This window comes from Caulobacter sp. AVps16, from assembly GCF_058681455.1.
Genome location: NZ_CM178739.1, coordinates 1,356,480 through 1,381,416 on the forward strand (window position 1 = coordinate 1,356,480; position 24,937 = coordinate 1,381,416).

Annotated in this window: 22 protein-coding genes and 4 tRNA genes; 11 read left to right on the forward strand and 15 right to left on the reverse strand. The window is 64.7% G+C overall.

Annotation, left to right across the window (positions count from 1 at the left end):
- The first annotated feature begins 12 nt into the window (after nt 1-12).
- From ACW17U_RS06590 to ACW17U_RS06620, 7 genes are all read left to right on the forward strand, one after another.
- Nucleotides 13-87: transfer RNA gene (locus ACW17U_RS06590), tRNA-Glu, on the forward strand.
- Between the two features lie 57 nt (nt 88-144).
- Nucleotides 145-219 (forward strand) — tRNA-Glu (locus ACW17U_RS06595).
- A 196-nt stretch (nt 220-415) separates the two neighbouring features.
- Nucleotides 416-1,036 carry a stationary phase survival cold shock domain protein CspD gene (cspD, locus tag ACW17U_RS06600; RefSeq protein WP_062146797.1) on the forward strand — a complete coding sequence of 207 codons (621 nt, stop codon included), beginning with the start codon at nt 416-418 and terminating at the stop codon, nt 1,034-1,036.
- A gap of 84 nt (nt 1,037-1,120) precedes the next feature.
- A complete protein-coding gene (locus tag ACW17U_RS06605) occupies nt 1,121-1,600 on the forward strand; it encodes a DUF192 domain-containing protein (protein ID WP_492055292.1) in 480 nt (159 codons plus the stop codon).
- Between the two features lie 75 nt (nt 1,601-1,675).
- Nucleotides 1,676-1,752: transfer RNA gene (locus tag ACW17U_RS06610), tRNA-Pro, on the forward strand.
- A 23-nt stretch (nt 1,753-1,775) separates the two neighbouring features.
- Entirely contained in the window at nt 1,776-2,081 is a 306-nt protein-coding gene (locus ACW17U_RS06615; RefSeq protein ID WP_492055293.1) for an ETC complex I subunit, read from the forward strand.
- A 26-nt stretch (nt 2,082-2,107) separates the two neighbouring features.
- Nucleotides 2,108-2,184 (forward strand) — tRNA-Arg (locus ACW17U_RS06620).
- Nucleotides 2,185-2,228: 44 nt separating this feature from the next.
- Here the strand turns inward: ACW17U_RS06620 and ACW17U_RS06625 are convergent.
- The 8 genes from ACW17U_RS06625 to ACW17U_RS06660 are packed head-to-tail and all read right to left on the reverse strand — an operon-like array spanning nt 2,229 to nt 12,911.
- Nucleotides 2,229-3,974: a hypothetical protein gene (locus ACW17U_RS06625; RefSeq protein ID WP_492055294.1), complete on the reverse strand. Its 1,746-nt coding sequence runs from the start codon at nt 3,972-3,974 to the stop codon at nt 2,229-2,231.
- The gene (locus ACW17U_RS06630) at nt 3,971-6,121 is read right to left on the reverse strand and encodes a DUF4175 family protein (protein ID WP_492055295.1); all 2,151 of its coding nucleotides are present in this window, start codon (nt 6,119-6,121) and stop codon (nt 3,971-3,973) included. Before ACW17U_RS06630 ends, ACW17U_RS06625 begins: the two co-directional genes overlap by 4 nt.
- Complete coding sequence (locus ACW17U_RS06635) at nt 6,118-7,275, reverse strand: BatA domain-containing protein (protein WP_492055296.1); 1,158 nt, start codon at nt 7,273-7,275, stop codon at nt 6,118-6,120. The genes ACW17U_RS06630 and ACW17U_RS06635 overlap by 4 nt, the downstream gene beginning before the upstream one ends.
- Nucleotides 7,272-8,159, reverse strand: a complete 888-nt coding sequence (locus ACW17U_RS06640) for a DUF58 domain-containing protein (protein ID WP_492055297.1) — start codon at nt 8,157-8,159, stop codon at nt 7,272-7,274. The genes ACW17U_RS06635 and ACW17U_RS06640 overlap by 4 nt, the downstream gene beginning before the upstream one ends.
- Nucleotides 8,160-8,168: 9 nt before the next feature.
- A complete protein-coding gene (locus tag ACW17U_RS06645) occupies nt 8,169-9,170 on the reverse strand; it encodes an AAA family ATPase (protein WP_492055298.1) in 1,002 nt (333 codons plus the stop codon).
- Nucleotides 9,171-9,198: 28 nt separating this feature from the next.
- Complete coding sequence (locus tag ACW17U_RS06650; protein WP_062146784.1) at nt 9,199-9,918, reverse strand: DUF4159 domain-containing protein; 720 nt, start codon at nt 9,916-9,918, stop codon at nt 9,199-9,201.
- Nucleotides 9,919-9,925: 7 nt separating this feature from the next.
- The gene (locus tag ACW17U_RS06655; protein ID WP_492055299.1) at nt 9,926-11,257 is read right to left on the reverse strand and encodes a TldD/PmbA family protein; all 1,332 of its coding nucleotides are present in this window, start codon (nt 11,255-11,257) and stop codon (nt 9,926-9,928) included.
- A gap of 22 nt (nt 11,258-11,279) precedes the next feature.
- A complete protein-coding gene (locus tag ACW17U_RS06660) occupies nt 11,280-12,911 on the reverse strand; it encodes a TldD/PmbA family protein (protein ID WP_492055300.1) in 1,632 nt (543 codons plus the stop codon).
- A gap of 464 nt (nt 12,912-13,375) precedes the next feature.
- Here ACW17U_RS06660 and nhaA point away from each other — a divergent pair, with 464 nt between their 5' ends.
- Nucleotides 13,376-14,563 (forward strand): Na+/H+ antiporter NhaA, encoded by a 1,188-nt coding sequence (gene nhaA / locus ACW17U_RS06665; protein ID WP_492055301.1) that lies wholly within the window; start codon nt 13,376-13,378, stop codon nt 14,561-14,563.
- Here nhaA and ACW17U_RS06670 read toward each other — a convergent pair.
- The 4 genes from ACW17U_RS06670 to ACW17U_RS06685 form a co-directional block, all read right to left on the reverse strand.
- The gene (locus ACW17U_RS06670; protein ID WP_492055302.1) at nt 14,500-15,075 is read right to left on the reverse strand and encodes a DUF1697 domain-containing protein; all 576 of its coding nucleotides are present in this window, start codon (nt 15,073-15,075) and stop codon (nt 14,500-14,502) included. The two genes, nhaA and ACW17U_RS06670, sit on opposite strands and share 64 nt — an antisense overlap.
- Before the next feature lie 4 nt (nt 15,076-15,079).
- Nucleotides 15,080-16,237 carry a cystathionine beta-lyase gene (metC, locus tag ACW17U_RS06675; RefSeq protein ID WP_492055303.1) on the reverse strand — a complete coding sequence of 386 codons (1,158 nt, stop codon included), beginning with the start codon at nt 16,235-16,237 and terminating at the stop codon, nt 15,080-15,082.
- 79 nt (nt 16,238-16,316) lie between these two features.
- Complete coding sequence (gene sseA / locus ACW17U_RS06680; RefSeq protein ID WP_492055304.1) at nt 16,317-17,165, reverse strand: 3-mercaptopyruvate sulfurtransferase; 849 nt, start codon at nt 17,163-17,165, stop codon at nt 16,317-16,319.
- A gap of 105 nt (nt 17,166-17,270) precedes the next feature.
- The gene (locus ACW17U_RS06685; protein WP_492055305.1) at nt 17,271-18,281 is read right to left on the reverse strand and encodes a cysteine synthase A; all 1,011 of its coding nucleotides are present in this window, start codon (nt 18,279-18,281) and stop codon (nt 17,271-17,273) included.
- 120 nt (nt 18,282-18,401) lie between these two features.
- Here ACW17U_RS06685 and ACW17U_RS06690 point away from each other — a divergent pair, with 120 nt between their 5' ends.
- A complete protein-coding gene (locus ACW17U_RS06690) occupies nt 18,402-19,940 on the forward strand; it encodes a cryptochrome/photolyase family protein (protein ID WP_492055306.1) in 1,539 nt (512 codons plus the stop codon).
- A gap of 4 nt (nt 19,941-19,944) precedes the next feature.
- Here the strand turns inward: ACW17U_RS06690 and ACW17U_RS06695 are convergent, their stop codons facing one another.
- From ACW17U_RS06695 to ACW17U_RS06705, 3 genes are read right to left on the reverse strand one after another with little or no spacing between them, the layout of a single operon-like run.
- Nucleotides 19,945-20,226 (reverse strand): hypothetical protein, encoded by a 282-nt coding sequence (locus ACW17U_RS06695; RefSeq protein WP_062146767.1) that lies wholly within the window; start codon nt 20,224-20,226, stop codon nt 19,945-19,947.
- An 11-nt stretch (nt 20,227-20,237) separates the two neighbouring features.
- A complete protein-coding gene (locus tag ACW17U_RS06700) occupies nt 20,238-21,473 on the reverse strand; it encodes a class I SAM-dependent methyltransferase (RefSeq protein ID WP_492055307.1) in 1,236 nt (411 codons plus the stop codon).
- Nucleotides 21,474-21,523: 50 nt separating this feature from the next.
- A complete protein-coding gene (locus tag ACW17U_RS06705; protein WP_492055703.1) occupies nt 21,524-22,972 on the reverse strand; it encodes a cryptochrome/photolyase family protein in 1,449 nt (482 codons plus the stop codon).
- 59 nt (nt 22,973-23,031) lie between these two features.
- On the opposite strand from ACW17U_RS06705, the gene kdsA reads away from it, so the two are divergent.
- Complete coding sequence (gene kdsA / locus ACW17U_RS06710; RefSeq protein WP_062146765.1) at nt 23,032-23,898, forward strand: 3-deoxy-8-phosphooctulonate synthase; 867 nt, start codon at nt 23,032-23,034, stop codon at nt 23,896-23,898.
- Nucleotides 23,899-23,902: 4 nt separating this feature from the next.
- A complete protein-coding gene (gene rfaD / locus ACW17U_RS06715; protein WP_492055308.1) occupies nt 23,903-24,904 on the forward strand; it encodes an ADP-glyceromanno-heptose 6-epimerase in 1,002 nt (333 codons plus the stop codon).
- Nucleotides 24,905-24,937: the final 33 nt, after the last annotated feature.

Consider the following 24,937-nt stretch of genomic DNA (forward strand, 5'->3'; position numbering starts at 1 on the left):
TCGCGGGGCCGTGGTCCCTTCGTCTATCGGTTAGGACGCCAGATTTTCATTCTGGAGAGAGGGGTTCGACTCCCCTAGGGACTACCACCCGCGAGGCTTTCAAACTGGTCTTCCGACGATGTCACCGCCTGCTTGCGGCGATGTGGTCCCTTCGTCTATCGGTTAGGACGCCAGATTTTCATTCTGGAGAGAGGGGTTCGACTCCCCTAGGGACTACCACCACGGGCTGCGTTTCGGCGCCCTGAGGCTGTATTTCAGATTTGTTTGCCGGGATTTTCCGCGACGAAATGTCGCGGTTGGCCTCTGTGCGCGTGCTTGAGGCGAATTGTCAGTTGACGGCTCTCCTTACGCGAGAACACTGTTCTCCCTGTGGCGCTCGTCCCTTTGGGCTGTTTGGGCGAGCCAGAGGGGCGGAATGTCTGGTTACGATTTCGATACCGCAGGTGCGCACGAGGACTTCGTGCGGATCAGCGGGCGCGTAAAATGGTTCGACGTGGGCAAGGGGTACGGTTTCATCATTCCCGATGATCCCGGACAGACCGGCCTTAAGGACGTGCTTCTCCATGTGACGTCGCTTCGTAATTGCGGACGCGAAACGGCGCTTGAAGGTGCAGTGATCGTCTGTGACGTCGTTCGTCGCCCCAAGGGCTGGCAGGTCAGCGAGGTCGTTGATCTGGACGAAAGTTCCACGGCGTCGCCCCTGGAGCGACCGCGCCGCACCTTCTCGGATGCCGGGCCGCGCAAGGAGCGTGACGGCTTTGCCAACGGTCTACGTTCCGGTCTGGACAGCGGCAGCGCTCGTCAGGCCCTGACGCCGGAAGGGCCCGCAGAGCACGCCAAGGTCAAGTGGTTCAACCGGACTAAGGGCTATGGCTTCGTGGTTCGCGATGCCGAGCCGGGTGACATTTTCGTCCACATTGAGACCCTGCGTCGTGGTGGCCTCGAGGACCTGCAGCCGGGCGACGATGTCCTGGTGCGGTTCGCCAAGGGCCCCAAGGGCCTTGTGGTGGCCGAGATCAATCCTGGCGACGCCTAGAGACCGGTTGCCCTTAAGCCATTTCGTGTTCAGGCCCGGCGCGCTAGGCTGCCTGGACTTGGGTTGGGCGAGTGGGGGCTTCAGTTGACGCAACATGGACCAAACGGCCGGCGGGCCTTTCTGGCCGCTCTGACGGCAGGGGCCCTTGTCGCCCTCGATACGGCCCAGGCCAGATCCGACGGCAAGCTTGAGGTCGTGGAGATTGTCACGACCAAGGGGCGCGCGCGCTTTCAGGTCGAGATCGCTGCGACACAGGCCGAGCAGCGGCGTGGCCTGATGTTCCGCAAGTCTCTTGCACCCGACCGGGGCATGCTTTTCACCTATGCGAAGCCGCAGGCGGCGTCGTTCTGGATGAAGAACACCCTTATTCCGCTGGACATCATCTATATCGCGCCCAGCGGCAGGGTACTTTCGATCGTTCGCAACGCCCAGCCTCACAATGAAACGCCGCTGCCTTCCGGTGGCGCTATTCTCGGGGTCCTGGAGATCGCCGGTGGCCGCGCGGCTCAGCTTGGCATCCTTCCGGGTGACCGGGTCTTGCACCGGATTTTTCCGAAAACTTGATTGGGGCCAGGTTTGGCGTGGTTCCCGTTTGATCCGGGCGACGAACCCCTGTAGAGCAGCCCCCTGCCGAAGTGTCGGAGCGTAGCGCAGCCTGGTAGCGCATCTGGTTTGGGACCAGAGGGTCGCAGGTTCAAATCCTGCCGCTCCGACCATCGGCAAACTATTGGAGAGGTTCATGCTGGCCCGCATCTATCGCCCCGCCAAGACCGCCATGCAGTCCGGCAAGGCCAAGACCAAGGACTGGGTGCTGGAATTCGAACCCGAGTCGGCCCGGCGGTCGGATCCCTTGATGGGCTGGACCCAGTCGAGCGATATGAAAGGCCAGGTTCGCCTGACCTTCGAGACTCGTGAGGAAGCCGTCGCCTACGCCCAGCACAATGGGCTGGCCTTTCAGCTCTTTGAACCCAAGACTCCCAAGCGCATCATCAAGGCCTATGCGGATAACTTCGCTGCCGGCCGTCGACAGCCCTGGACCCACTAGGGCCCGTCTACAGGCTTTCCAGGTTCGCGCCCTTAGCTCAGCTGGATAGAGCACTCGCCTTCTAAGCGAGCGGTCGCTGGTTCGAATCCAGCAGGGCGCGCCATGGGGCCCCGCTTGCAGAAAGCGGCGGCCTTGCAGATGTCCGGTCTATCGAGCCAAAGCCGCTGGCTTGCGCTCCAGCCACCAGAGCAAGCCCAGAACGACCAAAAGGCTGGCCGCCCAGCCCCAGGGCGACCCTGGAACCGGCGCAGCCTTGACGGTCGCGCGCTGCGCCGAGGCCTCCACCAGATCAAGCGTGGCCCGCCGTTGGCCTTCCTGTCGCAGCGATGGCGCGGCGTCGGTGGCGTGGACATAGAAGGTCGTTATGACCTTGTCCTCGGCCAGCTGGTGCCAGCCCGCCTTCCGAGGCCAGAAGGCGGCGCAGGCTGCAGGCCCTGTCGCGGGGTCGGGTTGGGGCCGGCTCTCGCGTCCATCGGGATCCAGGACCCGCAGTGGCCTGCGGGCGGGGCAGAGGGCAAGGCGTTCACCGGACCAGGCCACACCGCTCAAATGGGGCTCTTGCTGCTCGCCAGGGCGCGCCAGGGTCTCGAAAAGCTGGCTCCAAAGCTCGTTATGTTGAAACCCTTGCCCGGCCAGGACCAGGGCGTAGCTGTCGGCGACCGTCCAGAGGCCGATGCGGCCCTGGCCGCGCGGACGCCAGTCCGCCAGCGCCTTGCCGCTGTTGTCCCGGATCAGCGGCACGGCATCCTTTTGGCCTTCGATTAGGCCCTTTCGATTGAGGGCCAGTGTGGGCAGCAGGGATGAGCCGGCGAAACTGACGGCCCCTTCAGGGTTGTCTGCCGAGACGGCGGCTCCGAGGGCTGACCAGTCACGCCGCGTGGTGGCGGAGAGTGGCCCCGTCGAGCGCAGGAGAAGACCCAGGCCGTCCTCGATGGCTTGGACCAGGGCTGCGCGGGCGCTGGGCGGAAGTGTTTCCCAGCGACGGTCGTCAACAACCACGAGATCGATGTCGGCGAAGGTCGAGCGGGTGAGTGGAGTTGGAGGATCACCCATAAGGGTGCCGCCGCCGAGATCGATCTCGGCCCTGAGATCAAGGCCGGCATCCTGGGCCCATCGGCGCAGGTATTTGATCTCCGGATCGGCCGACCCGGCCAGGACCAGGACTCGCGGCGGCTGATGTGTGCGCGCCACCACGGGAATCTCCAGGCGTTCCACAAGGCGGCCTGAACGGTCTTTCAGCCTTAGATCGAACAGCGTCTGGCCGCTGACACGGGCCGAGGCTGCTAGGCTGAAGCGCCCCTGGGCCCGCACTTCTGCCCGGTCGACCAGGGCCCCGGCGGGATCAAGCAGTTCGATGACGCCAGCGGACATGGATCCAACCTGTCCTTGCAGGGTGAAACGCCCGCCAGGAGGCAGGGGGCCTGGCAGGATCAGATCAACAATGCCCCGGGGTGCCGGTGCCGGCTTGAACCGGGCCGGACGGTCAAGGGGGATCTGGTCCCGGGCCGTGAGTCCCTGTCCCTCGATCACCAGAAGGCCCGGGGTGGGATAAAGGCGCAGGGCCGTGGCCAGGTCGGGCACTCTGGCCGCCCCGGACATGGGTTTGGCTTCCGGAAGGGTGACCAGCAGGTCGCCAGACAGGCGCGGCAGAGAGGCGGCTCCCTGTGTTGCGATCACCAGTCGACCCGGCGGCGTGCCGCCAAAGGGGGGGAACAGGGTCAGGTAAAGCAAGAGCCCGCTCGCCACCTGCAGGGCAACCAGGCCTGCAAGATGCCAAGGCCGGGATCGCCGGCCGTCAGGTCCTGCTCGGTGGCGAAGCCACTGCCGGCCGGCCCCGCCGACGACGGCGACGGCGATCAGAATCCCGGCCCAAAGGTTGGGGGTTGCGATCATCGCAGGGCATCCAGGTAGCGCTGGCCCCCAGCATCGCCGGGAGATCGGCGAAGAACACCCACGGGGGGACGCTCGAGTGCCGTCCAGAGCAAGGCGCGCAGCTTCTGCCGGCACTCCAGGCAGTTCGGCTCGTTTCTGACTGTGTCGATCTGGGCGGACAGGGCCAGGGGATCAGCAAGGCGTCCCTGATGGTTCACCACCCATCTGGCCAGCTCGTCCAAGGGCAGGGCACCGGACTTTCCGGTCTGGCCCAGCGCCTGCCAGGCCTTCATCGCAGGTGTGTCATCCGGTGCCCGCGTCGTCGTTGCGAACCGGCCCGGCCGGATGCCGTCACGTTTGCCACTGAGCCGTCGGGACAGATCGATCGGCGGGATTCTCGGCGGCGTCCGGGCCAGGTAGATCCGTGTCGCCTGCTGTGCTGTCTTCAGCAAAGAGAGCGCTTTCAGGGCGTGCGGCAGGGCCTCCTTGGGGCGACCCTGACGCAGGGCGCGTTCAGAGGCCCACATGGCGTCGAGGGCCTGGGCCAGGGTTGATCGCGTGTCGGGATCAAACAGGGTCGAGGCGTCGCCGGTGTCGTGCGCATGGCCAAACTGCGCAACGACGTCGCCCATCTGTCCAAAGGTCGTCGTGTCCGAGCCATGGTCGTGGCCGTCGTCCGCGCTATGGCCATGATGCGGCTCAGGCTGGGTGGCGGCCGCAGGCGGTGGTCCGTCATTGGTCGGGAGGTCCAGGGTCGGCGTGTCATTCGTCGGGATTGCCAAGCCCGGTCCACCGCCTTCAGCCTCTTCCCCCATGAACTGGCCATAGCGCAGGCGGAGCTGGGCCTGGTCAGACCCCAGGGCATTGGAGCGCTCGAGGAAGACGTCCGGCGCAGTGCGTGCCCGCTGGGCAATCAAGGCCTCGGCGTCGATGATGATCTGGCGCTGGCTGCGGAAATAGACCGGCAGGATCTGGCGCGCCATACCATCCAGGCCGTCGCTGAGGCCTCCCGGCTGGGGCTGGCGAAGGATGACCGCCGGCCCTTCGACGACCTGTGGCGACGGGCTTCGATTATCCCAAACCACCAGTTGCGCAATCAGGTCGTTGCCCGGTTCCAGTCTTTCACGGACCAGGTCCAGGCGGGTGGAAAAGCGTTTCAGTCGCATGGTGCCCTGACCGGTCAGGGGCAGGGATCGTTCGGTTGTTGTGATCATCTCGCCTTCGCCGCGGGTAACGGTGAGGCGCAGCATGGCCGAGTTGGCGACGCCGTAGTCGTCACGAGCTTCAAAGCTCAGGTCCCAGTGCGCTTGATCTGCGGATGCCAGATTCAGGGTGCGGTCCGGGGCCAACATCCGAACGGTCGGCGGAAGATCGGCGATCATCTCGAGCTGATGGAGGCGCTGTCGGGGCAGGCCGCTGGCCTCAAGGCGATAGAGGGCAGAAGCCGTGAAACGCCGGCTGCCTGCCCATTTTCGGTCGGTGGGAGCCAGGTTCATGGGGGCCTGGCCCGGGAAGCTCAGGTTGACGGAGGCGGGCTCAGGCCGGAGCGACAGGATCCATTCAATGGTCGATCCTGCCGGGGCGCGCACATCCAAGCCCGTCTGGTCAAAGGGCCTTTGGCCCGTGTAGGCGGGAGGGGTCACACGAAGCCGGACCCCAACGAGCCTGGGCTTGTCAGGCAAAGGCCATGACGGTGCACTTTCGCCCCCAGGGCCTGTTTGGTTCTGTCGCGGCCAGACGGCCGCCGTGACGGAAACCACCAGGCTGGCCCCGACCGCAGAGGCAATCCAGCGCCAGGACCAGGCCGGACGAAGGTCCAGGGCGGCGGCTTCCGCCAGCCTGTCCAGCAACCTCTGCTGCTGCAGAGCCGCCAGACCCTGTAGCCCATCGGAATCCCGCAGCAGCAGTGCGCTGCTGTCTTCGAAGGCGGGAACTCGGGCATCGAGCACCTGGACGAGCCAGGCCTGGTCGAACCTTCGGACACGTCGCCAGGCGATCCCGCTGAGGATCAGGGCTGCGGCGATCATAACGATGCACGCTGGTCCGACTCCGGCCAAACGGCCCGCGACTGCGCCGAGGGCCATGACGATGGGCCACCCGATCGCAAGCGTGTCGAGCAGGCTGCGCTGACGGGCGGCGCTCAGATGTCGGGCAAGCGCGGCGATCAAGCGGCGATCCTTCGACCGCGTCGGGTGGCCAGCCAGCGTTCCAGAAGGAACAGGCTGGTGATCAGCAGGATGAGCCAGGGGCGCAGATCCAGGGCTGTTGGGGTCTGGATCATGCTTTTCGCCATCAGCTGGACGGTCGGTGCGTAGTCGCTTGCAGCAACGCGCCCCGGTGCCGGCGGTGGCTCAAGTAGCGTCCAGAGCTCCCGGGCGAAGGCGGGTTCGGCCAGGGCCGGCAGTTCCCTTGGCTCGACCGGCCGCGTGAGGTGCAGGACGCGACCTTTGCCAAACCGGCCGGACGTCGCCAGGGCGTTACCTTCCGGGTCCCGCCAGCTCACACGCAGGGGGCCTTCGACGGGCGTGGGCGTATCCTTGGACAAGAGCACGACGCCGCCCGCTTCAATCCAGTCGAGGGCCGCCGAGGGCAGGGGGGCATTTGTCAGCCAGACGAGATAGCGCGCGGACCGAGGAATGGGGCGATCTGTCGGGGCAGCATCGAAGGCGGGGGGCTTTCCGGGTTCGGCAAAGGCCACCGCTGCGGCGCGGAAATAGCGAACAGCATCTTCGTACCGCGACGCGTACCGCACCGTGAGCGACGGCGGAACCGGCGGGCGCGGCGAGGCCGAACGCGGCCTGGGCGGCAATACCCGCCAGTCGATGGGGCGTGACAGTACCAGTCTCTGGCCGTCGACTCCGGACAACAAAGCCGGGACCATGACGGCAAGTCTCGTTCCGGCGGGTGTCTGGGCATCCAGCTGCCGGATCAGGCTGGCCTGGTCGTTCGGCAAAGGGGGACGTGGTTGCTTCAGGTCCGGAAATCCGGGTGCCAGCCAGACATGCCGCTCCGCGCGATCTGCCATGCCCGTGGCATCTACGGCCGGTGACACGGCGACAATCGGTCGGTCGCTGGCGGCGGAATTCAGGACAGGGCGGGCCAGGGCCAGGACGATCGCCGCAGTCAGGGCAACCCTGACGGCCAGCAGCCAGGGCTCATCGAGTTGCAGGCGACGAACAGGCTTGGGGTTGGGCGTCAGCCATCGCAGGGCCGCAAAGTCGATGGTCCGGGTCTCGGTTCTTCGAGCAATATGGATCGCCAGGGGCACCAGGACGGCCGCCAGGGCCGCCAGTGCGGCAGGGACCAGAAGGACCGGGATCACGACCGCCCCGTCGCAAGCGACAGGGCCTGGATCGGCCCATCCGGATCCTGGTCGGTGAAATGCTCGGCAAAGCGAATGCCGCGACCTTCAAGCCGCGCCCTGAGGTCCGCACGGGCCTGGGCGAAACGCGTCAGGTACGCGGCTCGCAGGTGGCGGCCGTCTGCGGCGATCTCGGTCTCGAGTTCCGGATCGCGAAACCTGTGACTGCCGTCAAACGGGAAGTCGCGCTCGTCGGCTGTCAGAACCTGGATCAGCGAGACATCGCGTCCCGCCGCCGACAGCTGTTCTGCGGCCGTGATGCAGCCATCATCGAAGCCGTCAGTAACGATGATCGCGACATCGCCCTGCGCGATATGCCCACCCAGCGTCGCCAGCTGGTGCTGCCATGCCGGTATCCCACCGGGGCGCAACGGTCCCAGGGCGAGGCGAAGGCGATCCTGGTGTCGGCGGTCCTGGGACGGGGGCACGACAAGCGGGCTATCCGCCTGAACGACGATGGTGCCGAAGCGATCGCCCTGCCGCAAGGCAATGTCCATGATCGCGGCCATCAGCCGTTTTGCGGCATCAAACCGTGACCAGTTGGGACTCGCCAGGTCGGTCTGGCCCATCGAAGCGCTGGCGTCGAGGACGATCCAGATGGCGACCGGACTCTCGCGTTCGGCGTCGCGGACGAAGAACCGGTCTGATCGGGAGTACAGTTTCCAGTCGATCCGCCTGAGATCGTCGCCTCGCTCATAGGCGCGATACTGGGCGAACTCCATGCTGCCGCCGCGGTTGCGACTGGCGTGCATCCCGTCACTGACCAGGGCCGCTGCCGATCGCGGCGCGAGCGACAGGCGTCGCAGGCGGCTGCGCAGATCGGGCGGGAGGTCGAAGGGCGACATGTCCCGAGGTCAGTCCCGGGCCGGCGCGGGCAAGGCGGCAAGCAGGGCCGTGATTACGTCGTCTGCCGTCTTGCGTTCTGCTTCCGCTGCGAAAGACAGCAGGATACGGTGGCGCATGACCGGTGCCGCCAGGGCGATGACGTCGGCCCGGGTGGCAGAGAGGCGACCCTGAAGCAGGGCGCGGGCCTTGGCCGCCAGGACCAGGGCTTGGCCGGCACGCGGACCGGCTCCCCAGCGGACCAGGGTCTGCACTGCAGCCGGGGCTTCCGGGCCGGGCCTGCTGGAGCGCACCAGAGCGGTGATCCAGGTCAGGAGGGCGTCACTGACATGAACCTGCCGGACCCAGTTTTGCAGTTCGACAATGTCGGCGCCGGTCATCACCGCTGCGGGCGGGGCGACGGAGCCACCGGTTGTTAGGGCCAGGATCGCGCGTTCCTCTGCCGCAGTCGGATAGTCGACCCGGATGTTCAGCAGGAACCGGTCCAGCTGCGCCTCGGGCAGAGGATAGGTGCCAGCCTGATCCAGGGGATTCTGTGTAGCCAGCACGAAGAAGGGCTCGGACAGGGCATGGGTGACGCCCGCATAGCTCACGGTGTGTTCCTGCATGGCCTCCAGCAGGGCGGCCTGGGTCTTGGGCGGCGTGCGGTTCAGTTCGTCAGCCAGCAGCAGGTTGGTGAAGACCGGGCCGCGCTGAAAGCGAAAATGCCGGTGGCCGGTCCCGTGATCTTCCTCCAGCACTTCAGTGCCGAGAATATCGCTGGGCATCAGATCGGGGGTGAACTGCACCCGGCGGAAGTCCAGGGAGAGGGCTTGGCCCAGGGTGCGGACCAGCAGGGTCTTGCCAAGGCCTGGGACCCCCTCGATCAGGCAGTGGCCGCCCGCCAGAAGCGCGATCAGCAACTGCTCGACGACCTCGTCCTGACCGACGATGGCCTGACCGATAGCGATGCGCAGCTGGCCCAGGCGCTCGATCTTGCGCGCAATGTCAGCTTCGGTTGGGGTCTGGGTCATCTCGGGTCCGAAGTGGCGGGAAACGGAATCAGGCGGTCAGGGCGTAAAGAATGATGTTGACCGCGAACTTGGTGTTGTCTTCAGCCAGGAAGCGCTTGTTGCGCCAGTCGTAATCCCACTCGCAGCCATAATCCTTGTTGCTGTAGAGCAGGCCCAGTCGACCACCGATCTCAATGCCCTTTAGATAGTCATGCACGAGATCGTCACCCCAGCCATTCAGCTCGAAGCTGGTGGCCGGCGGGCCATCGAACTTGAAGAAATTGCGATAGATGGCGTGGTCGTTGGGCAGCTTTTTGAGGGCGTCGGCCCCGAACAGCTTGGCCATCTGGCGCTCGAACGACTTGGCGAACAGGCCGTCGATATCGTGGTTGCAGTCGTCGACCAGGACGAAGCCGCCGTTGCGGACATAGGCCTCGAAATTGGCGGCCTCGGCCGGGCTGAATTCCACCAGCTTGTGGCCGGCCAGATAGCAGAACGGGGCCGTCAGCATGGCCGGATCCGATAGTCTTATGACCCGTTCTTCGGGATCGACCCTCAGGTTGGTGTAGTCGACCAGGGAGGTCAGGATGTTCGCGGGCATGCGCTGGTCCACGTCCCAGTCGCCAGAGTCGTATCTCAGGCGTGTGAACCAGAAATCATAGGCGGCTGCGGCGTGTGTGGTGGACGGGAGACTGGCGAGCCAGCCTCCCAAAACACTCCCTGCGATCAGGCGCAGGCACTCGGCACGCGTTACTCCGTCACCCGCCATGCTGACGTCAAACGGCGTCCGACAGCGAGGAGAAGGTGAAGTCGCGCACGCGCATGGCCGGGATCATGTACTGCATCTGGCCCCCCTCGCTGACCCGAACGGGCCGGCCAAGGTCGTCGATGTTGTTGAGCATGATGACCGGCGACTCGTTGAAGCGGAAGTTCTTCAGCGGGTACTTCAGCTGGCCGTTCTCGATGTAAAAGGTGCCGTCGCGGGTCAGGCCAGTCAGCAGCACCGTCTGGGGATCGACCATGCGAATGTACCAGGTGCGGGTCACCAGGATGCCACGCTCGGTTTCGCGCACCAGGTCGGCCGTCGATTTGGTGCCGCCGGACATAATGATGTTGCCCGGTCGGCCGACGACCTTCTTGCCCTGCTTCTGGGCCCAAAATGGCGAGTACAGGAGGTTGGCGATCTTGCCCTTCTCGACCAGTGGCATCCGCTCGCGAGCCCGGCCCTGGCCGTCCCAGGGCAGAACCGCCAGTTCGGGGTGCCAGGGGTCGGCGGTGAAGTTGACGCGCGGATCATAGACCTGCTCGCCCAACTTGTTGCCGCCGCCCTTCTTGGACAGGAAGCTGCGGCCCTCGTCGGCCTGGCGGGCGTCGAAGAAGTTGAGCATGAACGAGATCAGGCCCGAGGCCGCGGCCGGCTCGAGGATCACGGTGTACTTGCCCGGTTCCAGCGACTGGGCTTCGGCGGACGCGCTGGCCTTGCGCATGGCAATTTCGATATCGCTGGCCGGTTTGAAGGCGCTTGAGTCCTGCAGGTTCCGGCTGACCCAACCCGAGCCCCGACCATCTGCCGTGCGGACGGTGCAGGTGTAGTCGAGCTCTGTCGCCTTCTGATAGCCGAAGGCACCCTTGTTGTTGGCGAAGGCGACGAAGCTCTGCTCATCGTTCAGAAAGCCGGCGGCAATCAGATTCTTGGCGCGGCAAGGCGCGATCGAGGCCCGGGCGATCTCGGCCCTCTGTTCGGGTGTGATGGCAGCGGTGGTCGCGCTGAAGGTAGCGCTGGGCTTGTAGGTCTGAGCCTCGATGGCAGAGACGAATTCCGGATTCTCCGGCGCTAGCTTGGCCAGCTCCTCAGCTCGCTTGACGACGCGCGCAAGGGCAGCGTCCGAAAAGTCGTTGATCGAGGCTGATCCGACCCGCTTGCCGAACGCCACCTGAACCGACAGGTCGGTATTGCTGACCACGCCGCTGGTCGAGACGTTGTTGAGGGCGAAGCGGATATTGCCTTCGACCGATCCGGTCAGCTGCGCGGTGCACTCATCGGCCGTCGACAGCTTGATGACCTTGTCGAGGATCGTCTTGGCCTCGGCTTCTGTCATGATGCTCATTGGACTGTCTCCCCCGATCCGATCAACCGAGCGAGCGCGCGGTATTGATGACATTGATGTCGTCGAACCGGGTGGTCGACGAACCGTGGCTCACAGCCGAAACCTGGCTGGGCTGACCCTTCCCATCAAAGAAGGAGCCAAACAGGCGATAGTCGCGCTCGTCGCAGATCGCCGAGCAGGCGTTCCAGAACTCGGGCGTGCGCATCTGATAGGCAACGTCTTCGAGCGGCTGGGTAATCTTGCCGTTCTTGATTTCGTAGAACAGCGTTCCGCCGAACTGGGCATTGTAGCGCTGCTGGTCGATCGAGAACGAGCCGCGGCCCAGGATGTAGATCCCGTCCTCGACACCCGAAATCATGTCGTCCAGGCTCATCTTCTTCTTGCCCGGCTGCAGCGAGACATTGGGCATGCGCTGGAACTGCACCGTCGACCAGGAGTCGGCATAGGAGCAGCCGTCGGATTCGGTTTTGCCCAGGATGTGGGCCTGGTCGCGGGTCGCCTGATAGTCGACCAGCTTGCCATCCTGGATCAGGGGCCAGCTCTTGGTACGAATGCCTTCGTCATCATAGCCGACCGCGCCGAGGCTGCCGGGCTGGAGCTTGTCGGCGACGACGTTGACGATCTCATTGCCGTACTGGAAGCGCTGTTCGCGCTTGTCGAGGGTTGCAAAGCTGGTGCCGGCAAAGTTGGCCTCGTAGCCGAGAACACGGTCCAGTTCGAGCGGGTGGCCGATCGACTCGTGGATCGTAAGACCCAGGTGGTTGGGGTCCAGCACCAGATCATAGCGGCCGGGCTTGACGGACTTGGCCGTCAGTTTTTCACGGGCCTGGACGGCGGCGGCCTGGGCATCCTCGACCATGTCATAGGACTTGCCGTAGCTGATCAGGCCATTTGGCGAGAGGCTCTTGTCCTCGGCTTTCGGGTCCAGATACTCGTAGCCCAGACCCATGGGGGCCGAGAGGCCCTCGCGCGAACGGAACTTGCCGCTGGCCTTGTCGATGGCGGTTACCGTTAAGGGGGCCCAGATGCGATGGACGTCCTGATCGATGTAGGAGCCATCCGTGCTGGCGAAGTACTTCTGCTCGTTGATCAGGAACAGGCTCGAATTGACGAAGCTTGCACCGGCCTTCAGGGCAGCGCCATTGACCCGCATCAGCAGGTCGACCTTCTCCTGGAGCGACACCTCCATGCCATTGCGGCGGATGGGGGTGGCCCATTTGACCTCGCCGACGCCCTTGGTCGGCGCCAGGCGCACGGGCGCGGTCTGACTCTTGGCATTGGCCTTGGCGATCGCGGTCGCCAGGCGAGCGGTCTGGGCGATCGATTCCGCCGACATGTTGTTGGTGGCGGCAAAGCCCCAGGCCCCGTCAGCGATGACGCGGACGCCTACCCCGCTGGACTCGGTATTGGTCACAGCCTGGACATTGGCCTCACGGGTGACGATGAACTGGCGCAGATAGCGGCCGATGCGAACATCGCAATAGCTGGCCCCGGCCGCCGTCGCGGCACTCATGGCCGCGTCGGCCAGGCGCTTCTTGATCGCGACATCGAGGGTTCCGACCAGCTGTTCCGCAGCGATGGCCTGACCGAAGCCCGGCAGGAGGACGCCGCCGGCACCGATTCCGCAGGCGGCAAGGAACTGACGTCTATCCAAGGCTCTTCTCCCCAGTGGCCCACGATCTGGGGCGCTTGCGTCGCGATCCGATCCTTTGGGAATCTGACGCTGTGGAAATTCTGTGCCGAGCCGTGTCCGAGGTCAAATCTTTCCCGAAGCTGGGTGCGAGGCCTCATCGGATTGCGCGAAAGCCGGGCTTGATGCGGCCGTGAGGTTCCGTAACGGCATCGCCTCGCTGGGCGCGTATGGCGTTCTCACCATTTCGCCCGACTTCGATCGGAGCTGGCCGATTTCACTTGACCTGAAAGGCGGCTGGGTCGATTTGGACGGCAGATATCAGGTCGCTGCAGGCGGCCAGGCCGCGCCCCTGGCGAATTCGGTCCGGCGTCCGTCGATAACCGGGCGCCACGACAGCTTGATCCATGTTTTTGGAGGCCGCCGTGGCATTTGAACCGACGCCCAGACTCCCGACGCCCAGACTTTCAAAGCGCGCAGTCTCAGCCTTGCGCGAGTTTCTTCGCCAGGAAGCGGCGGGAGGCTATGTGCTGATGGCCGCAGCCGCCCTGGCCTTGATTATCGCCAATTCACCCTGGGCGAATGCCTACAACGCCGTACTGCATTTCGAGATCGGCGGAACCATCGCCGGCCTGGCCCTGCGCGAAAGCCTCGCGCATTGGATCAATGACGGTCTGATGGCCGTGTTCTTCCTTTTGGTCGGCCTGGAGATCAAGCGAGAGGTGCTGGACGGGCAGTTGTCCAAGCCTTCGCACCTGCTCCTGCCCGGCGTCGCGGCGCTGGGCGGTGTTGCGGTGCCGGCCCTGATCTACAGCGCGGTCAATCTTGGGACGCCCGAACATCTTCGCGGCTGGGCGATCCCGGCGGCCACCGATATCGCCTTTGCACTGGGAGTCCTGTCACTGCTGGGATCACGGGTGCCTGCGTCCTTGAAGATCTTCCTGGCCGCCATTGCCATTCTGGATGATCTGGTCGCGATCCTGATCATCGCCATTTTCTATACCGACCAGCTCAATGTGCTGGCCCTGGTCCTGGCCGGCGGTTTCACGGTCGCACTCATCGCCCTCAATCGGTTCAAGGTGACCTTGCTGTGGCTCTACCTTCTGCTGGGCCTGGCCCTGTGGCTCTGCGTCCTGAAGTCCGGCATTCACGCCACCCTGGCGGGTGTCGTTCTGGCCATGACCATACCGCTGCGTCCCTCACGGGGGCGGCCCGATGACCCGCATTCGCCGCTCCACCAGCTTGAGCATGCGCTGCACAAGCCGGTCGCCTTTGGGATCGTGCCGCTGTTCGGGCTGGCCAATGCCGGCGTCAACTTTGCAGGCGTGACCCTGGCGACGGTCATGGCACCAATTCCGCTCGGTGTGGCGCTCGGGCTGTTCTTCGGCAAGCAAGCGGGCATCTTCCTGGCCGCCATGGCCGTGATCCGGCTGGGCCTTGCCGACCTGCCTCGGGACGCGACGGTGCGTCAACTGTATGGCGTGGCGGTGCTCTGTGGCATCGGCTTCACCATGAGCCTGTTCATCGGCAACCTGGCCTTCGCGGACCCGCACCTGCTGGATCAGGTCAAGATCGGCGTGCTGGGCGGGTCTGTGCTGTCCGCTGCCGTCGGCTACTGGCTGCTGGCGGGAGCGAAATCGGCAGACTCGCCGACCAGATCCGCACCGATGGCTTGAACAACCGTCCAGGAGCGGCTGGTGATCCGGGTCGCCAGGGCCTTCTCGACAGTGCTGTTGCCGAACTTCGATCCGCCGAGCCCGGTGGGATAGGTGACATAGAACTGGCGGCTTTCGACCCGGAGTTGCTGGCCCTCCGAGAGTTTGGTGCGCAGGGCGCCGATGATCTTCTTGTCCGGCGGATCCTTGAGAAACAGGGTCATCAGCAGCCCGGGATCACTTTCGGCAAATTCGACAAACGGATTGGCCGAGATGATGGCGGCCCAGGCCTGGGCGGAGCGAACATAGACGTCGGTCCGAAGACCCAGCCGTGACTGGATTTCGGTTTCAAGAAAGGCCTGCAGCTCGGCACCGGTGCGGTCCGGACTGTCGAACACCAGATTGCCGGCCCCACTCACGGTCCGGGCATTGGGCAGGCCCAGGTCCGTCAGCAGGGCCGCGAAGGTTTCTGCATCGATGGGCTTCTGACCGCCAGGGCTGACGCTGCGCAACAGGGCGATATGGGTGGTCATGGACTTAGGCCTGACTGTTCAGAGCGGCGAACCCGCGCTCCAGATCGATGATGAGGTCGGCCGGGGCTTCCAGACCGATATGCAGGCGCAGCAATGGGCCTTCCATCTGGACGGGGAAAGAGCGGCTGTGCAATTGCGGATCGCAATGGATGGCCAGGCTCTCGTATCCGCCCCAGGAAAAGCCGAGACCGAAAAGGCGCAGGGCATTCAGGAAGGCGTGGACCGCCTTTTCTGGGGCCGGTTTGAGCACCACGCCAAACAGACCGCAGGCGCCGGTGAAGTCGCGCTTCCAGAGCACATGGCCTGGATCGTCGGGCAGGGCGGGATGCAGCACCCGCGCCACCTCTGGCCGTTGTTGCAGCCATCGGGCGACGGCAAGGCCGTTTTCGTGGTGACGGGGCAGGCGGGTGGCCATGGTGCGCAGGCCGCGCAACATGGTGTAGGCGTCGTCCGCCGACACGGACCAGCCGATATCCCACATGGCGTCGTCCAGCGCCTTGGCGATGGTCGGGTCGCAGGTCGAGACCGAGCCCATGAAACAGTCCGAATGGCCGCCGACATATTTCGTCAGGGCCTGAACACTGAGTGTGACGCCGTGGGTCAGGGGCTTGAAATAGAGTCCTGCCGCCCAGGTATTGTCGATCAGGGTCAGGATGCCACGTGCCTTGGCGGCCGCCGCAATAGCCGGGATATCCTGCATGTCGAAAGTCAGGGAGCCGGGCGTTTCCAGCAGGATCAGCCGGGTCCTGGCCGATGCCAGCGCCATAAGCTGATCGGATGTCAGGGCAGGATCATAATAGGTGGTCGCGACGCCGAAGCGGCCCAACAGCCGGTCGCAGAACCGGCGGGTCGGCTTGTAGGCGCTGTCGACGACGAGGATTTCGTCACCCGCCTTCAGAACTGCGAGCAGCGCTCCGGTGATCGCCGCAAGCCCCGAAGGATAGAGGGTCACGTTCGACGCGCCTTCCAGCTCGGCCAAGGCCGTCTGCAGGGCGGCCGGTGAGGCCAGGCCCGTGATCCCGTAGTTGATCTGGTCGTCATCATAGAGCGACGCCGCATCGGGCATCAGCACCGTTGAACCGCGCTGGATCAACGGGTTGACGGTTTTGGCTGAGGCAGTCGATGACGCGCCGGTGCGGATCAGGCGGGTTTCTTCATCCATGAACAGGGCGCTCCGGGGCGACGCGGCAACTGGGCGTGGTTTAGGCGGGGTTGCCTGACGCGCCAAGCCGTAGGCGGTTTCAGGCCGGGCCGGTGACGACCGGTGTATCGGCCAGTCCACCCCATTCGGTCCACGACCCGTCGTAGACCGCCGCACGCGGATGGCCTAGGCGCGCCAGGGCCAGGGCCACGACCGAGGCGGTGATGCCCGACCCGCAGGTCGCGGCGATTGGCTTGCCGATGTCGATACCGGCTGTGGCGAAGACCGCGGCCAGCTTGTCTGGAGTCAGCATGGTTCCGTCCGGGGCCAGCATGTCACCCAAAGGAATATTGCGAGAACCGGGAATATGGCCGCCGCGCAGACCCGCGCGGGGTTCTGGTGTCTCGCCCGTAAAACGGCCGGCCGGCCGCGCATCGATCACCTGCTCACGGCCGGTCTCAAGATTGCGCTTCATCTGCTCGACCGAGCGGACGATGTCGGCCTGATAGCGTGAGGTGAAGTGGCGCTCCTGCGGCATGGCCGGTCCATCCTCGACGGGGTGGCCCTCGCTGATCCATTTGGGCAAGCCGCCGTCCAGCACGACGGTGTCCTCGTGACCCATGGCGCGGAATGTCCACCAGACGCGGGCGGCCGGCAGGATGCCCAGGCTGTCATAGACGACGATCCGCGATCCATCGCCCAGACCCAGCTTGCGAACCCGAGAGGCGAACTTGATCGGACTGGGCAGCATGTGCGGCAGGGACGAGGTCTCGTCCGAGATCTCGTCGATATCGAAAAAGACCGCACCTGGGATGTGGTTCAGCAGGAACTCGGCCTGCGGATCGCGCGGCGTCCCCGGCATGAACCAGGAGGCATCGACAATGCGGACGTCGGGGGCGTCGAGATGGTCGCGGAGCCATTGCGTCGAGACGAGGGGGTCCTGGATCATGGCTGCGCCTTTCGGGGTCTGACTCGTCCGAGTTCTGGAACGTCAAGGATCGCGGTATCCGCCTTGCCGGGCAAGCGGTCCAGCGTCCTTAAGCAGCGAGCAGGATTACATCCAGCCGGGCGTTGGCAGACCCCTCTCGGCCAGGAAGGCCGAATTGAACAGCTTGCTCTGGTAGCGTGAGCCGTGATCGCAAAGAATGGTCACAATGGTGTGGCCGGGACCCATGACCCGCGCCAGTTCGATTGCGCCGGCGATATTGATCCCGGCCGAGCCGCCCAGGCACAGGCCCTCATGCTCGACGAGATCGAATATGACCTTGAGCATGTCCTCGTCACCGATCCGGAAAGGATGGTCGACGACCAGGCCCTCGAGATTGGCAGTGACGCGGCCCTGGCCGATGCCCTCGCTGATCGAGGTACCTTCCGACTTGAGTTCGCCGTCCCGGAACCAGCTGTAGAGCGAGGCCCCGTGCGGATCAGCCAGACCGATCTTCACCGAGGGCTTGCGCTCGCGCAGGGCCGCTGCGACCCCGGCCAGGGTGCCGCCTGACCCAACGGCGCAGATGAAGCCATCGACCTTACCCTCTGTCTGGTCAAAGATTTCAGGGCCTGTAGTCAGGTAATGCGCCTGGCGATTGGCGACATTGTCGAACTGATTGGCCCAGATCACGCCATTGGGTTCGGTCGCGGCAAGTTCCTCAGCCAGGCGACCGGAATAGCGGACATAGTTGTCGGGGTTTGAATAGGGAACGGCGTCCACCTCGACCAGTTCGGCACCGAGCAACCGGATGGCGTCCTTCTTCTCCTGGCTCTGGGTGCGGGGGATGACGATGGTGGTCTTGTAGCCCAGGGCCGAGGCGACCATGGCCAGGCCGATCCCGGTATTGCCGGCCGTGCCCTCGACGATCCGTCCGCCGGGTTTGAGCAGTCCCCTGGCTTCGGCATCGCGGATGATGCCCAGGGCCGCACGGTCCTTGACCGACTGGCCGGGGTTCATGAACTCGGCCTTGCCGAGGATTTCGCAGCCCGTCGCCTCGCTTGCGCGATGCAGGCGGATCAGGGGCGTATTGCCGATGGCGTCCAGAACACTGGGGGAGACGCTGGCTTTAGCGGTCATGGGTGCGGATCGGTGAAGCTGGAGGGCTGCGGGGGCGTGTGAGCATGGTAGATCGTGTCGCGGCGACCCGAAGCAAGCCCAGATTTCCTGATGGTCGGGTCGAGGAACGGACAAGGCGTAATGAAGTCGGGTTTGGGCGCGCTGCGGCTGGTGCTGGGCGATCAGCTGAGTGACGAGCTTTCGGCCCTGGAGGGACTGGATCCGGCTTGCGACCTCGTCCTGATGGCGGAGTCTGTCGCAGAAGCCACGGCCTGGAAACATCACAAGCAGAAGCTCGTCCTGGTCTGGTCGGCCATGCGCCAGTTTGCCGAACGCCTGAGGGGCCGGGGCGTGCGGGTCCGCTATGTGGCGCTGGATGACCCGGCCAATACCCGCTCGATCAGCGGCGAGATCGTCCGGGCCCTGGCCGAGGAGCCGCTGGGGCGCGTGATCCGCACGGCCTGCGGCAAGTGGGGGCTCGAGGACCATCTGCTGGCCCTGGCCCAGACCCTGTCGGTCCCGATCGAGACGCGTGAAGACGATCGATTCCTCTGCTCGCGTGCCCGGTTCGCTGCCTGGGCGGAGGGGCGAAAAGAACTGCGGATGGAGTACTTCTATCGTGAGATGCGTCGCGCCACAGGTCTGCTGATGGATGGCGACAAGCCGGTGGGGGGTCAGTGGAATTTCGACGCTGACAACCGCAAGAAGCTGCCAACCGGCATGCGACCACCGGCGCGGCTGCGAACCCCGCCCAACCCGACGACGCGCGAGGTGATGGCGATGGTCGGCAACGGCTTCGACGCCCACTTTGGTCAGGTCGACACCTTCGCCTGGCCGACCAATCCAGACGAAGCCAACACCATCCTCGACCACTTTATGGCCGATATGCTGCAGGGCTTTGGCGACTGGCAGGATGCGATGAGCTGGCAGAGGCCGTTCCTGTGGCACAGCCTGATCTCACCGGCCCTCAATATCGGCCTGCTGAATCCGCTGACGGTTTGCAGGCGCGCCGAGGCGGCCTATCGGGAAGGCAAGGCACCGCTCAATGCCGTTGAGGGCTTCATCCGCCAGATCCTGGGCTGGCGGGAATTCGTTCGCGGGGTCTACTGGCTGAAGATGCCGGAATACGCCCTGCGCAACGCCCTGGACGCCCAGGGCAAGCTGCCGTGGTTCTACTGGACCGGCGAGACCGACATGGCCTGCGTCGCCGACGCCGTCCGCGCCGCGCGGGATCACGCCTATGCCCACCATATCCAGCGGCTGATGGTCACCGGCAATCTGGCCATGTTGCTGGGCGTCCATCCCGACGCGGTCGATGACTGGTACATGGTCGTGTTTGCCGACGCCTACGAATGGGTCGAGATGCCCAATACCCGCGGCATGGCCACCTTCGCCGATGGGGGCATTGTCGGTTCAAAGCCTTATGCCGCCAGCGGGGCCTATATCGACCGCATGAGCGACTACTGCAAAGGCTGTCGCTACGACGTCAAGGATCGTAACGGGCAGAATGCCTGTCCGTTCAACGCCTTGTACTGGGATTTTCTCGATCGCAACGAGGCACGGCTGGCGGGGCTGGGACGGATGATGATGCCCCTGAAAACCCTGTCCAGAATGCCGGAAGCCGAGCGAACGGCGTTTCGCGCCAAGGCTGCGGCGACCCGGCAGGCCATGGGCGTCTAGTCGGTCAGGTGGGATCCAGGGTCTGAATGACATTCAGCAAGGCCAGAGCACCGCTGGTCGTGGTCGCCGCGCACCAGACCCCGAGCAGGTCCTCGACCTCGACCAGCCGGTTCTCAACCGCGTCCTCCAGAATGCCGCGTGCGACGTCTGAGGATGGTTCTCCAAGAAGTTGATTATCTTCGAGTTCCTTGCACCAGGCTGCAACAGCCTCGACGGGGCCTGTGGCCCGGAACTGCGAGATATAGGTCCCGCCATGATAGTCCAGCACCAGGGTGTACAGGCTCATGGCGGTTCCTTTCAGGTGCGGCTCAGCCCCAGCTGAATGACATTGGTCCGCTCGGTACGGAAGCCGGCTTCGCAATAGCTGAGATAGAATCTCCACAGCCTGCGGAAGCGCTCGTCGAAGCCGAGCCGGGCAATCTCATCCCAGGCGGATTCAAAGCGCTCGGCCCACTCGGCCAGGGTGTCGGCGTAGTTCTGGCCAAACCGATGGATTCCGCGCCAATCTAGGCCCGCACGGCGGGTCTCAGTCTGCAGGCGCGTCTCACTGGGCAGCATGCCGCCCGGAAAGATGTAGCGCTGAATGAAGTCGGTTTGGGTTCGGTAGTGCTCGAACAGGTCGTCACGGATGGTGATGACCTGAAGGCCGGCAAGTCCGCCCGGGCTCAGCACGTCATGGATCTTGCCGAAATAGGCGGGCCAGTAGGCCTCACCTACGGCTTCGAACATCTCGATCGAGGCCACGCGATCGAACTGTCCCTGAACGTCCCGATAGTCGATGAGCTGGATGTCGGCCTTTTCGGCCAGGCCCTGCTCGAACAGGCGCTTTCGGGCGAAGTCGTGCTGGGCCGGCGAGATGGTGATGGCCGTGACCTGGGCCCCGATCTCCCTGGCGGCATATTCGGCAAAGCCGCCCCAGCCGCTGCCGATTTCCAGGAGGCTGTGCCCCGGCTGCAGGTCGATCGTCCGGGCCAGGGCGGCATATTTGGCGGTCTGCCCCTCGGCCAGAGACTGGCCCGGCTTGTCATAGAGCGCCGAGGAATAGGTCATGCTGGCGTCCAGCCAGCGGGCGTAGAAGGCGTTGCCCAGATCGTAGTGGGCATGGATGTTCTTCCTGGATCCCCTGCGGTCGTTTCGGTTGAACAGGTGAAAGAGCGCATTGGCCGTACGCATGACGATATTGCCCTCGACCAGCTCGTGCAGCCGGTCGAAGTTCAAAGAGAAGGCTTCCAGCACGGTCGAGAGGTCGGGCGTATCCCATTCTCCGGCGATGAATCCTTCGGCAAAACCGATATCGCCCGAGGCCAGGGCGCGACGGACAAAGCGGTAGTCGCGCACCTGGATCACCGCGTGGGGGCCCGGCTCCCTGCCGGCGATCTCGAACCGCTTGCCGGAGGGCAGGATGAAGATCAGGGACCCCGTCGCCCAGTTCTCGGCGGCAATCCGAACCACGGCCCGGAAGGCTCCCGGCGCACTTTTCAGCTCAGGATCTCGCCATAGTGCGGCTTCGGGAAGGGTCATGGCGGTCCGCATGCAGTCTCCTGGCAAAAACGCTCTGGGGACCGTTGGCGTGGATCGGCCCCCTAGCCAGACTTCAGGCTATGGTAGGCGGCCAGGGCCCGCGCCCGGGCCTCAGCGTGATCAACGATCGGTCTGGCATAGATACGCCGGGCGGTGATGTTGAGATGCGTCGGTGCCGTCCAGGGCTTGTGGATAACAGCGTCCGGCAGAGCCCTGAGTTCCGGAACCCAGCGGCGAACATAGGTCCCGCGGGGATCGAACTTTTCGCCCTGGGTGATGGGATTGAAGATCCGGAAGTAGGGTGCAGCGTCAGCCCCGCTGCCCGCCGTCCACTGCCAGTTGCCGACATTGTTGGCCAGATCGGCGTCGAGCAGGGTGTCCCAGAACCAGGCTTCGCCCTCTCGCCAGTCAATGAGCAGGTGCTTGATCAGGAACGAGGCCACAATCATTCGCACCCGATTGTGCATGTAACCCGTGGCCCAGAGTTCGCGCATGCCGGCATCGACGATCGGATAGCCGGTCTGGCCCCTGGTCCAGGCCTGGTAAGCTGCGTCGTCGCTGTTCCACGGAAAGGCGTCGAACTCGGGCCGGAAACTGGCGGTGACGATGTCTGGCCGGTTGAAGAGGATGGCGTGGTTGAACTCCCGCCAGCCGACCTCCGACAGGAACTTGTCCGCCTGGACGGCGGGGACGTTGCCGGCCGCCACCTCTGCCCGGGTCGCGGCCCAGATTTGACGGGGCCCGATCTCGCCGAAATGCAGATGGGGCGACAGCAGCGAGGTGACCTCGACGCCAGGGATGTCGCGCTGGTCAGCATAGTTCTGGATTTTCGAGCTCAGGAACGCCACCAGACGATCGGCCGCGCCCGCTTCGCCGGGCGACCACATTGTGAAGCCGGTCGACCAGTCGGGCCCTGTCGGATGCAGGCCCCAGTCGGACAGACTGTCGCTGGACGGCCATTCGGCGGGCGACGGAAGGGCGACGGGTGCCGGCATGACGTGGACATCGCCGATGTGCTCGCGGGCTGCGCGCCAGTACGGGGTGAAGACCTTGTAGCCTTCGCCGGAGCCATTCTTCACGGTCCATGGCTCATTGAGCAGGCTGGCATTGAAGCTCTTGCAGGCCATGCCTCGCGCGCGGAGGTCAGCCTTGATCGCGGTGTCGCGGTCGATGGTGGACTTGTCATAGAGTCGGTTCCAGACCACGCCCGCCGCGCCGGTCTCGGCGATCAGATCATCCAGAACCTCGGCCGCAACGCCGCGGCGTAGGATCAACCTCCCGCCGCGTTGGTCTATATCGACGCCGAGGGCGCAGAGCGACTTGTCCAGCCACCACAGCGACGCGGCACCCATGGGGCGCATGCCCGGCGTTTCATCCAGAATGTAGAGCGGAATGACGGGCCGGCCTGTCGCAACCGCCGCGTTCAGGGCCGGATTGTCAGTCAGTCGAAGGTCCTTGCGAAGCCACACCAGGACCGGTCCGTCGCCGTCGATGTCGATCCGCACTTGCACCATCCCGCTTCTGAGGCCACCTGTCTGACCGGAAATCGTCACTCGCCGGAAGCCTTGCCTTGAGTCAGCCCCAAGCCGTAGCCCCAAACGCCGTCGTCGAGCTCAAGACCTCGACCGGTACGCCCGTTCGCATTGGCAATGGCGAGAGGCTGTCGATCATCGCAGGCCCTTGCCAGATGGAAAGTCGGCAGCACGCCCTGGAAACGGCCCATGCCCTGAAGGAGATGGCCGCACGCCTCGGCGTTGGCCTGATCTACAAGACCTCCTACGACAAGGCCAACCGCACGTCTGCCAACGCTCAGCGCGGCATCGGGCTGCATGACAGCCTGCCGATCTTCCAGGAGATCCGCGAGGTCACCGGCCTGCCGACCCTGACCGACGTCCATGAGATCAGCCATTGCGCCCCGGTCGCCGAAGCCGTCGACGTGATCCAGATCCCGGCCTTCCTGTGCCGTCAGACCGACCTGCTGCTGGCCGCCGCCGCAACCGGTCGGGCGATCAACATCAAGAAGGGCCAGTTCCTGGCTCCCTGGGACATGAAGAACGTCATCGCCAAGGTGACGGGGGCGGGCAATCCCAATGTGATGGCCTGCGAGCGCGGCGTATCGTTCGGCTACAACACCCTGGTCAGTGACATGCGCTCCCTGCCGATCATGAAGGAGATCGGCTGTCCGGTCGTGTTCGACGCCACCCACAGCGTGCAGCAGCCGGGCGGCCTGGGCGGCTCGTCCGGTGGGCAGCGGGAATTCGTCCCGGTCCTGGCGCGCGCCGCCGTTGCGATCGGGGTCGCCTGTGTGTTCATGGAAACCCACCCCGACCCGGACAATGCCCCGTCTGATGGCCCGAACATGGTGCCCATGAGCCAGTTCGAGGCCCTGGTTGCCAACCTCTTAGAGTATGACGCCCTGACCAAGCGCGCGGCCTGATCCCATGACCCGTCGCACCGTCCTCGTCACCGGCGGCGCCGGTTTTATCGGCTCCAACATCGTCGCGCGCCTGTGCGAGGATCCGGCCATCGACGTTGTGGTCTGTGATCGCCTGCGCGAGGCTGAGAGCGGCAAATGGCGCAATCTCGCCAAGTCGCCGATCGCCGATTTCGTGGCTCCGGAAGACCTGTTCGCCTGGCTGGCCAAACGGGGTGGCGACGTTGAGCTGGTGATCCACATGGGCGCGGTATCCTCGACCACCGAGCCGGATGCCGACAAGATCATCCAGTCCAATTTCGTGCTGTCGCGCGACCTTTGGGAATGGTGTGCCGAGCATGGCCGCCGGCTGATCTATGCCTCTTCGGCGGCGACCTACGGCGACGGAAGCCTTGGTTTTGACGGCCGGGACGATATCGAGTCGCTCAAGGCCCTGCGGCCCCTCAATGCCTATGGCTGGTCCAAGGCGCTGTTCGACATCTATGCCGTCCGCGAAGCGTCCCGGGGCCGTGCGCCTCTGCAATGGGCGGGTCTGAAATTCTTCAACGTCTATGGGCCCAACGAGGACCACAAGGACGGCATGAAGTCGGTGGTCGCCCAGATCTGGCCCAAGGTCGCGGCGGGGGAGGGCGTCAAGCTCTTCAAGTCGCACCATCCTGACTATGCCGACGGCGGGCAACTGCGTGATTTTGTCTATGTCCGCGATGTCGCCGATATCGTCGGCTGGCTTTCGGACAATCCCCAGGTCAATGGCGTCTACAACCTGGGCTCGGGCCGGGCGCGGGCCTTCAAGGATCTGGCCGAGGCGACCTTCCGCGCGGCGGGCCAGCGGCCGGACATCAGCTATGTCGACATGCCCGAAGTATTGCGGGGCAAGTACCAGTACTTCACCGAGGCCAACATGGATCGGCTCAGGGCGGCGGGCTATGTCGCGCCGATGACCAGCCTTGAGGACGGGGTAGAGGACTATGTCGCGGGTTTCCTGGCGACAGACGATCCCTATCGCTGACCATGCCGGTCAGAAAACCTGACGGAGCTTGAC

Excerpts from the sequence above, each read along its gene's own strand:
- ACW17U_RS06670 (WP_492055302.1), bottom strand. The coding sequence starts at position 15,075 with ATGACCACCCATATCGCCCTGTTGCGCAGCGTCAGCCCTGGCGGTCAG.
- ACW17U_RS06685 (WP_492055305.1), bottom strand. The coding sequence starts at position 18,281 with ATGACCGCTAAAGCCAGCGTCTCCCCCAGTGTTCTGGACGCCATCGGC.
- sseA (WP_492055304.1), bottom strand. The coding sequence starts at position 17,165 with ATGATCCAGGACCCCCTCGTCTCGACGCAATGGCTCCGCGACCATCTC.
- ACW17U_RS06645 (WP_492055298.1), bottom strand. The coding sequence starts at position 9,170 with ATGACCCAGACCCCAACCGAAGCTGACATTGCGCGCAAGATCGAGCGC.
- ACW17U_RS06690 (WP_492055306.1), top strand. The coding sequence starts at position 18,402 with ATGAAGTCGGGTTTGGGCGCGCTGCGGCTGGTGCTGGGCGATCAGCTG.
- ACW17U_RS06655 (WP_492055299.1), bottom strand. The coding sequence starts at position 11,257 with ATGAGCATCATGACAGAAGCCGAGGCCAAGACGATCCTCGACAAGGTC.
- ACW17U_RS06615 (WP_492055293.1), top strand. The coding sequence starts at position 1,776 with ATGCTGGCCCGCATCTATCGCCCCGCCAAGACCGCCATGCAGTCCGGC.
- ACW17U_RS06700 (WP_492055307.1), bottom strand. The coding sequence starts at position 21,473 with ATGCGGACCGCCATGACCCTTCCCGAAGCCGCACTATGGCGAGATCCT.
- ACW17U_RS06640 (WP_492055297.1), bottom strand. The coding sequence starts at position 8,159 with ATGTCGCCCTTCGACCTCCCGCCCGATCTGCGCAGCCGCCTGCGACGC.
- ACW17U_RS06625 (WP_492055294.1), bottom strand. The coding sequence starts at position 3,974 with ATGATCGCAACCCCCAACCTTTGGGCCGGGATTCTGATCGCCGTCGCC.
- ACW17U_RS06650 (WP_062146784.1), bottom strand. The coding sequence starts at position 9,918 with ATGGCGGGTGACGGAGTAACGCGTGCCGAGTGCCTGCGCCTGATCGCA.
- rfaD (WP_492055308.1), top strand. The coding sequence starts at position 23,903 with ATGACCCGTCGCACCGTCCTCGTCACCGGCGGCGCCGGTTTTATCGGC.
- ACW17U_RS06695 (WP_062146767.1), bottom strand. The coding sequence starts at position 20,226 with ATGAGCCTGTACACCCTGGTGCTGGACTATCATGGCGGGACCTATATC.
- cspD (WP_062146797.1), top strand. The coding sequence starts at position 416 with ATGTCTGGTTACGATTTCGATACCGCAGGTGCGCACGAGGACTTCGTG.
- metC (WP_492055303.1), bottom strand. The coding sequence starts at position 16,237 with ATGGATGAAGAAACCCGCCTGATCCGCACCGGCGCGTCATCGACTGCC.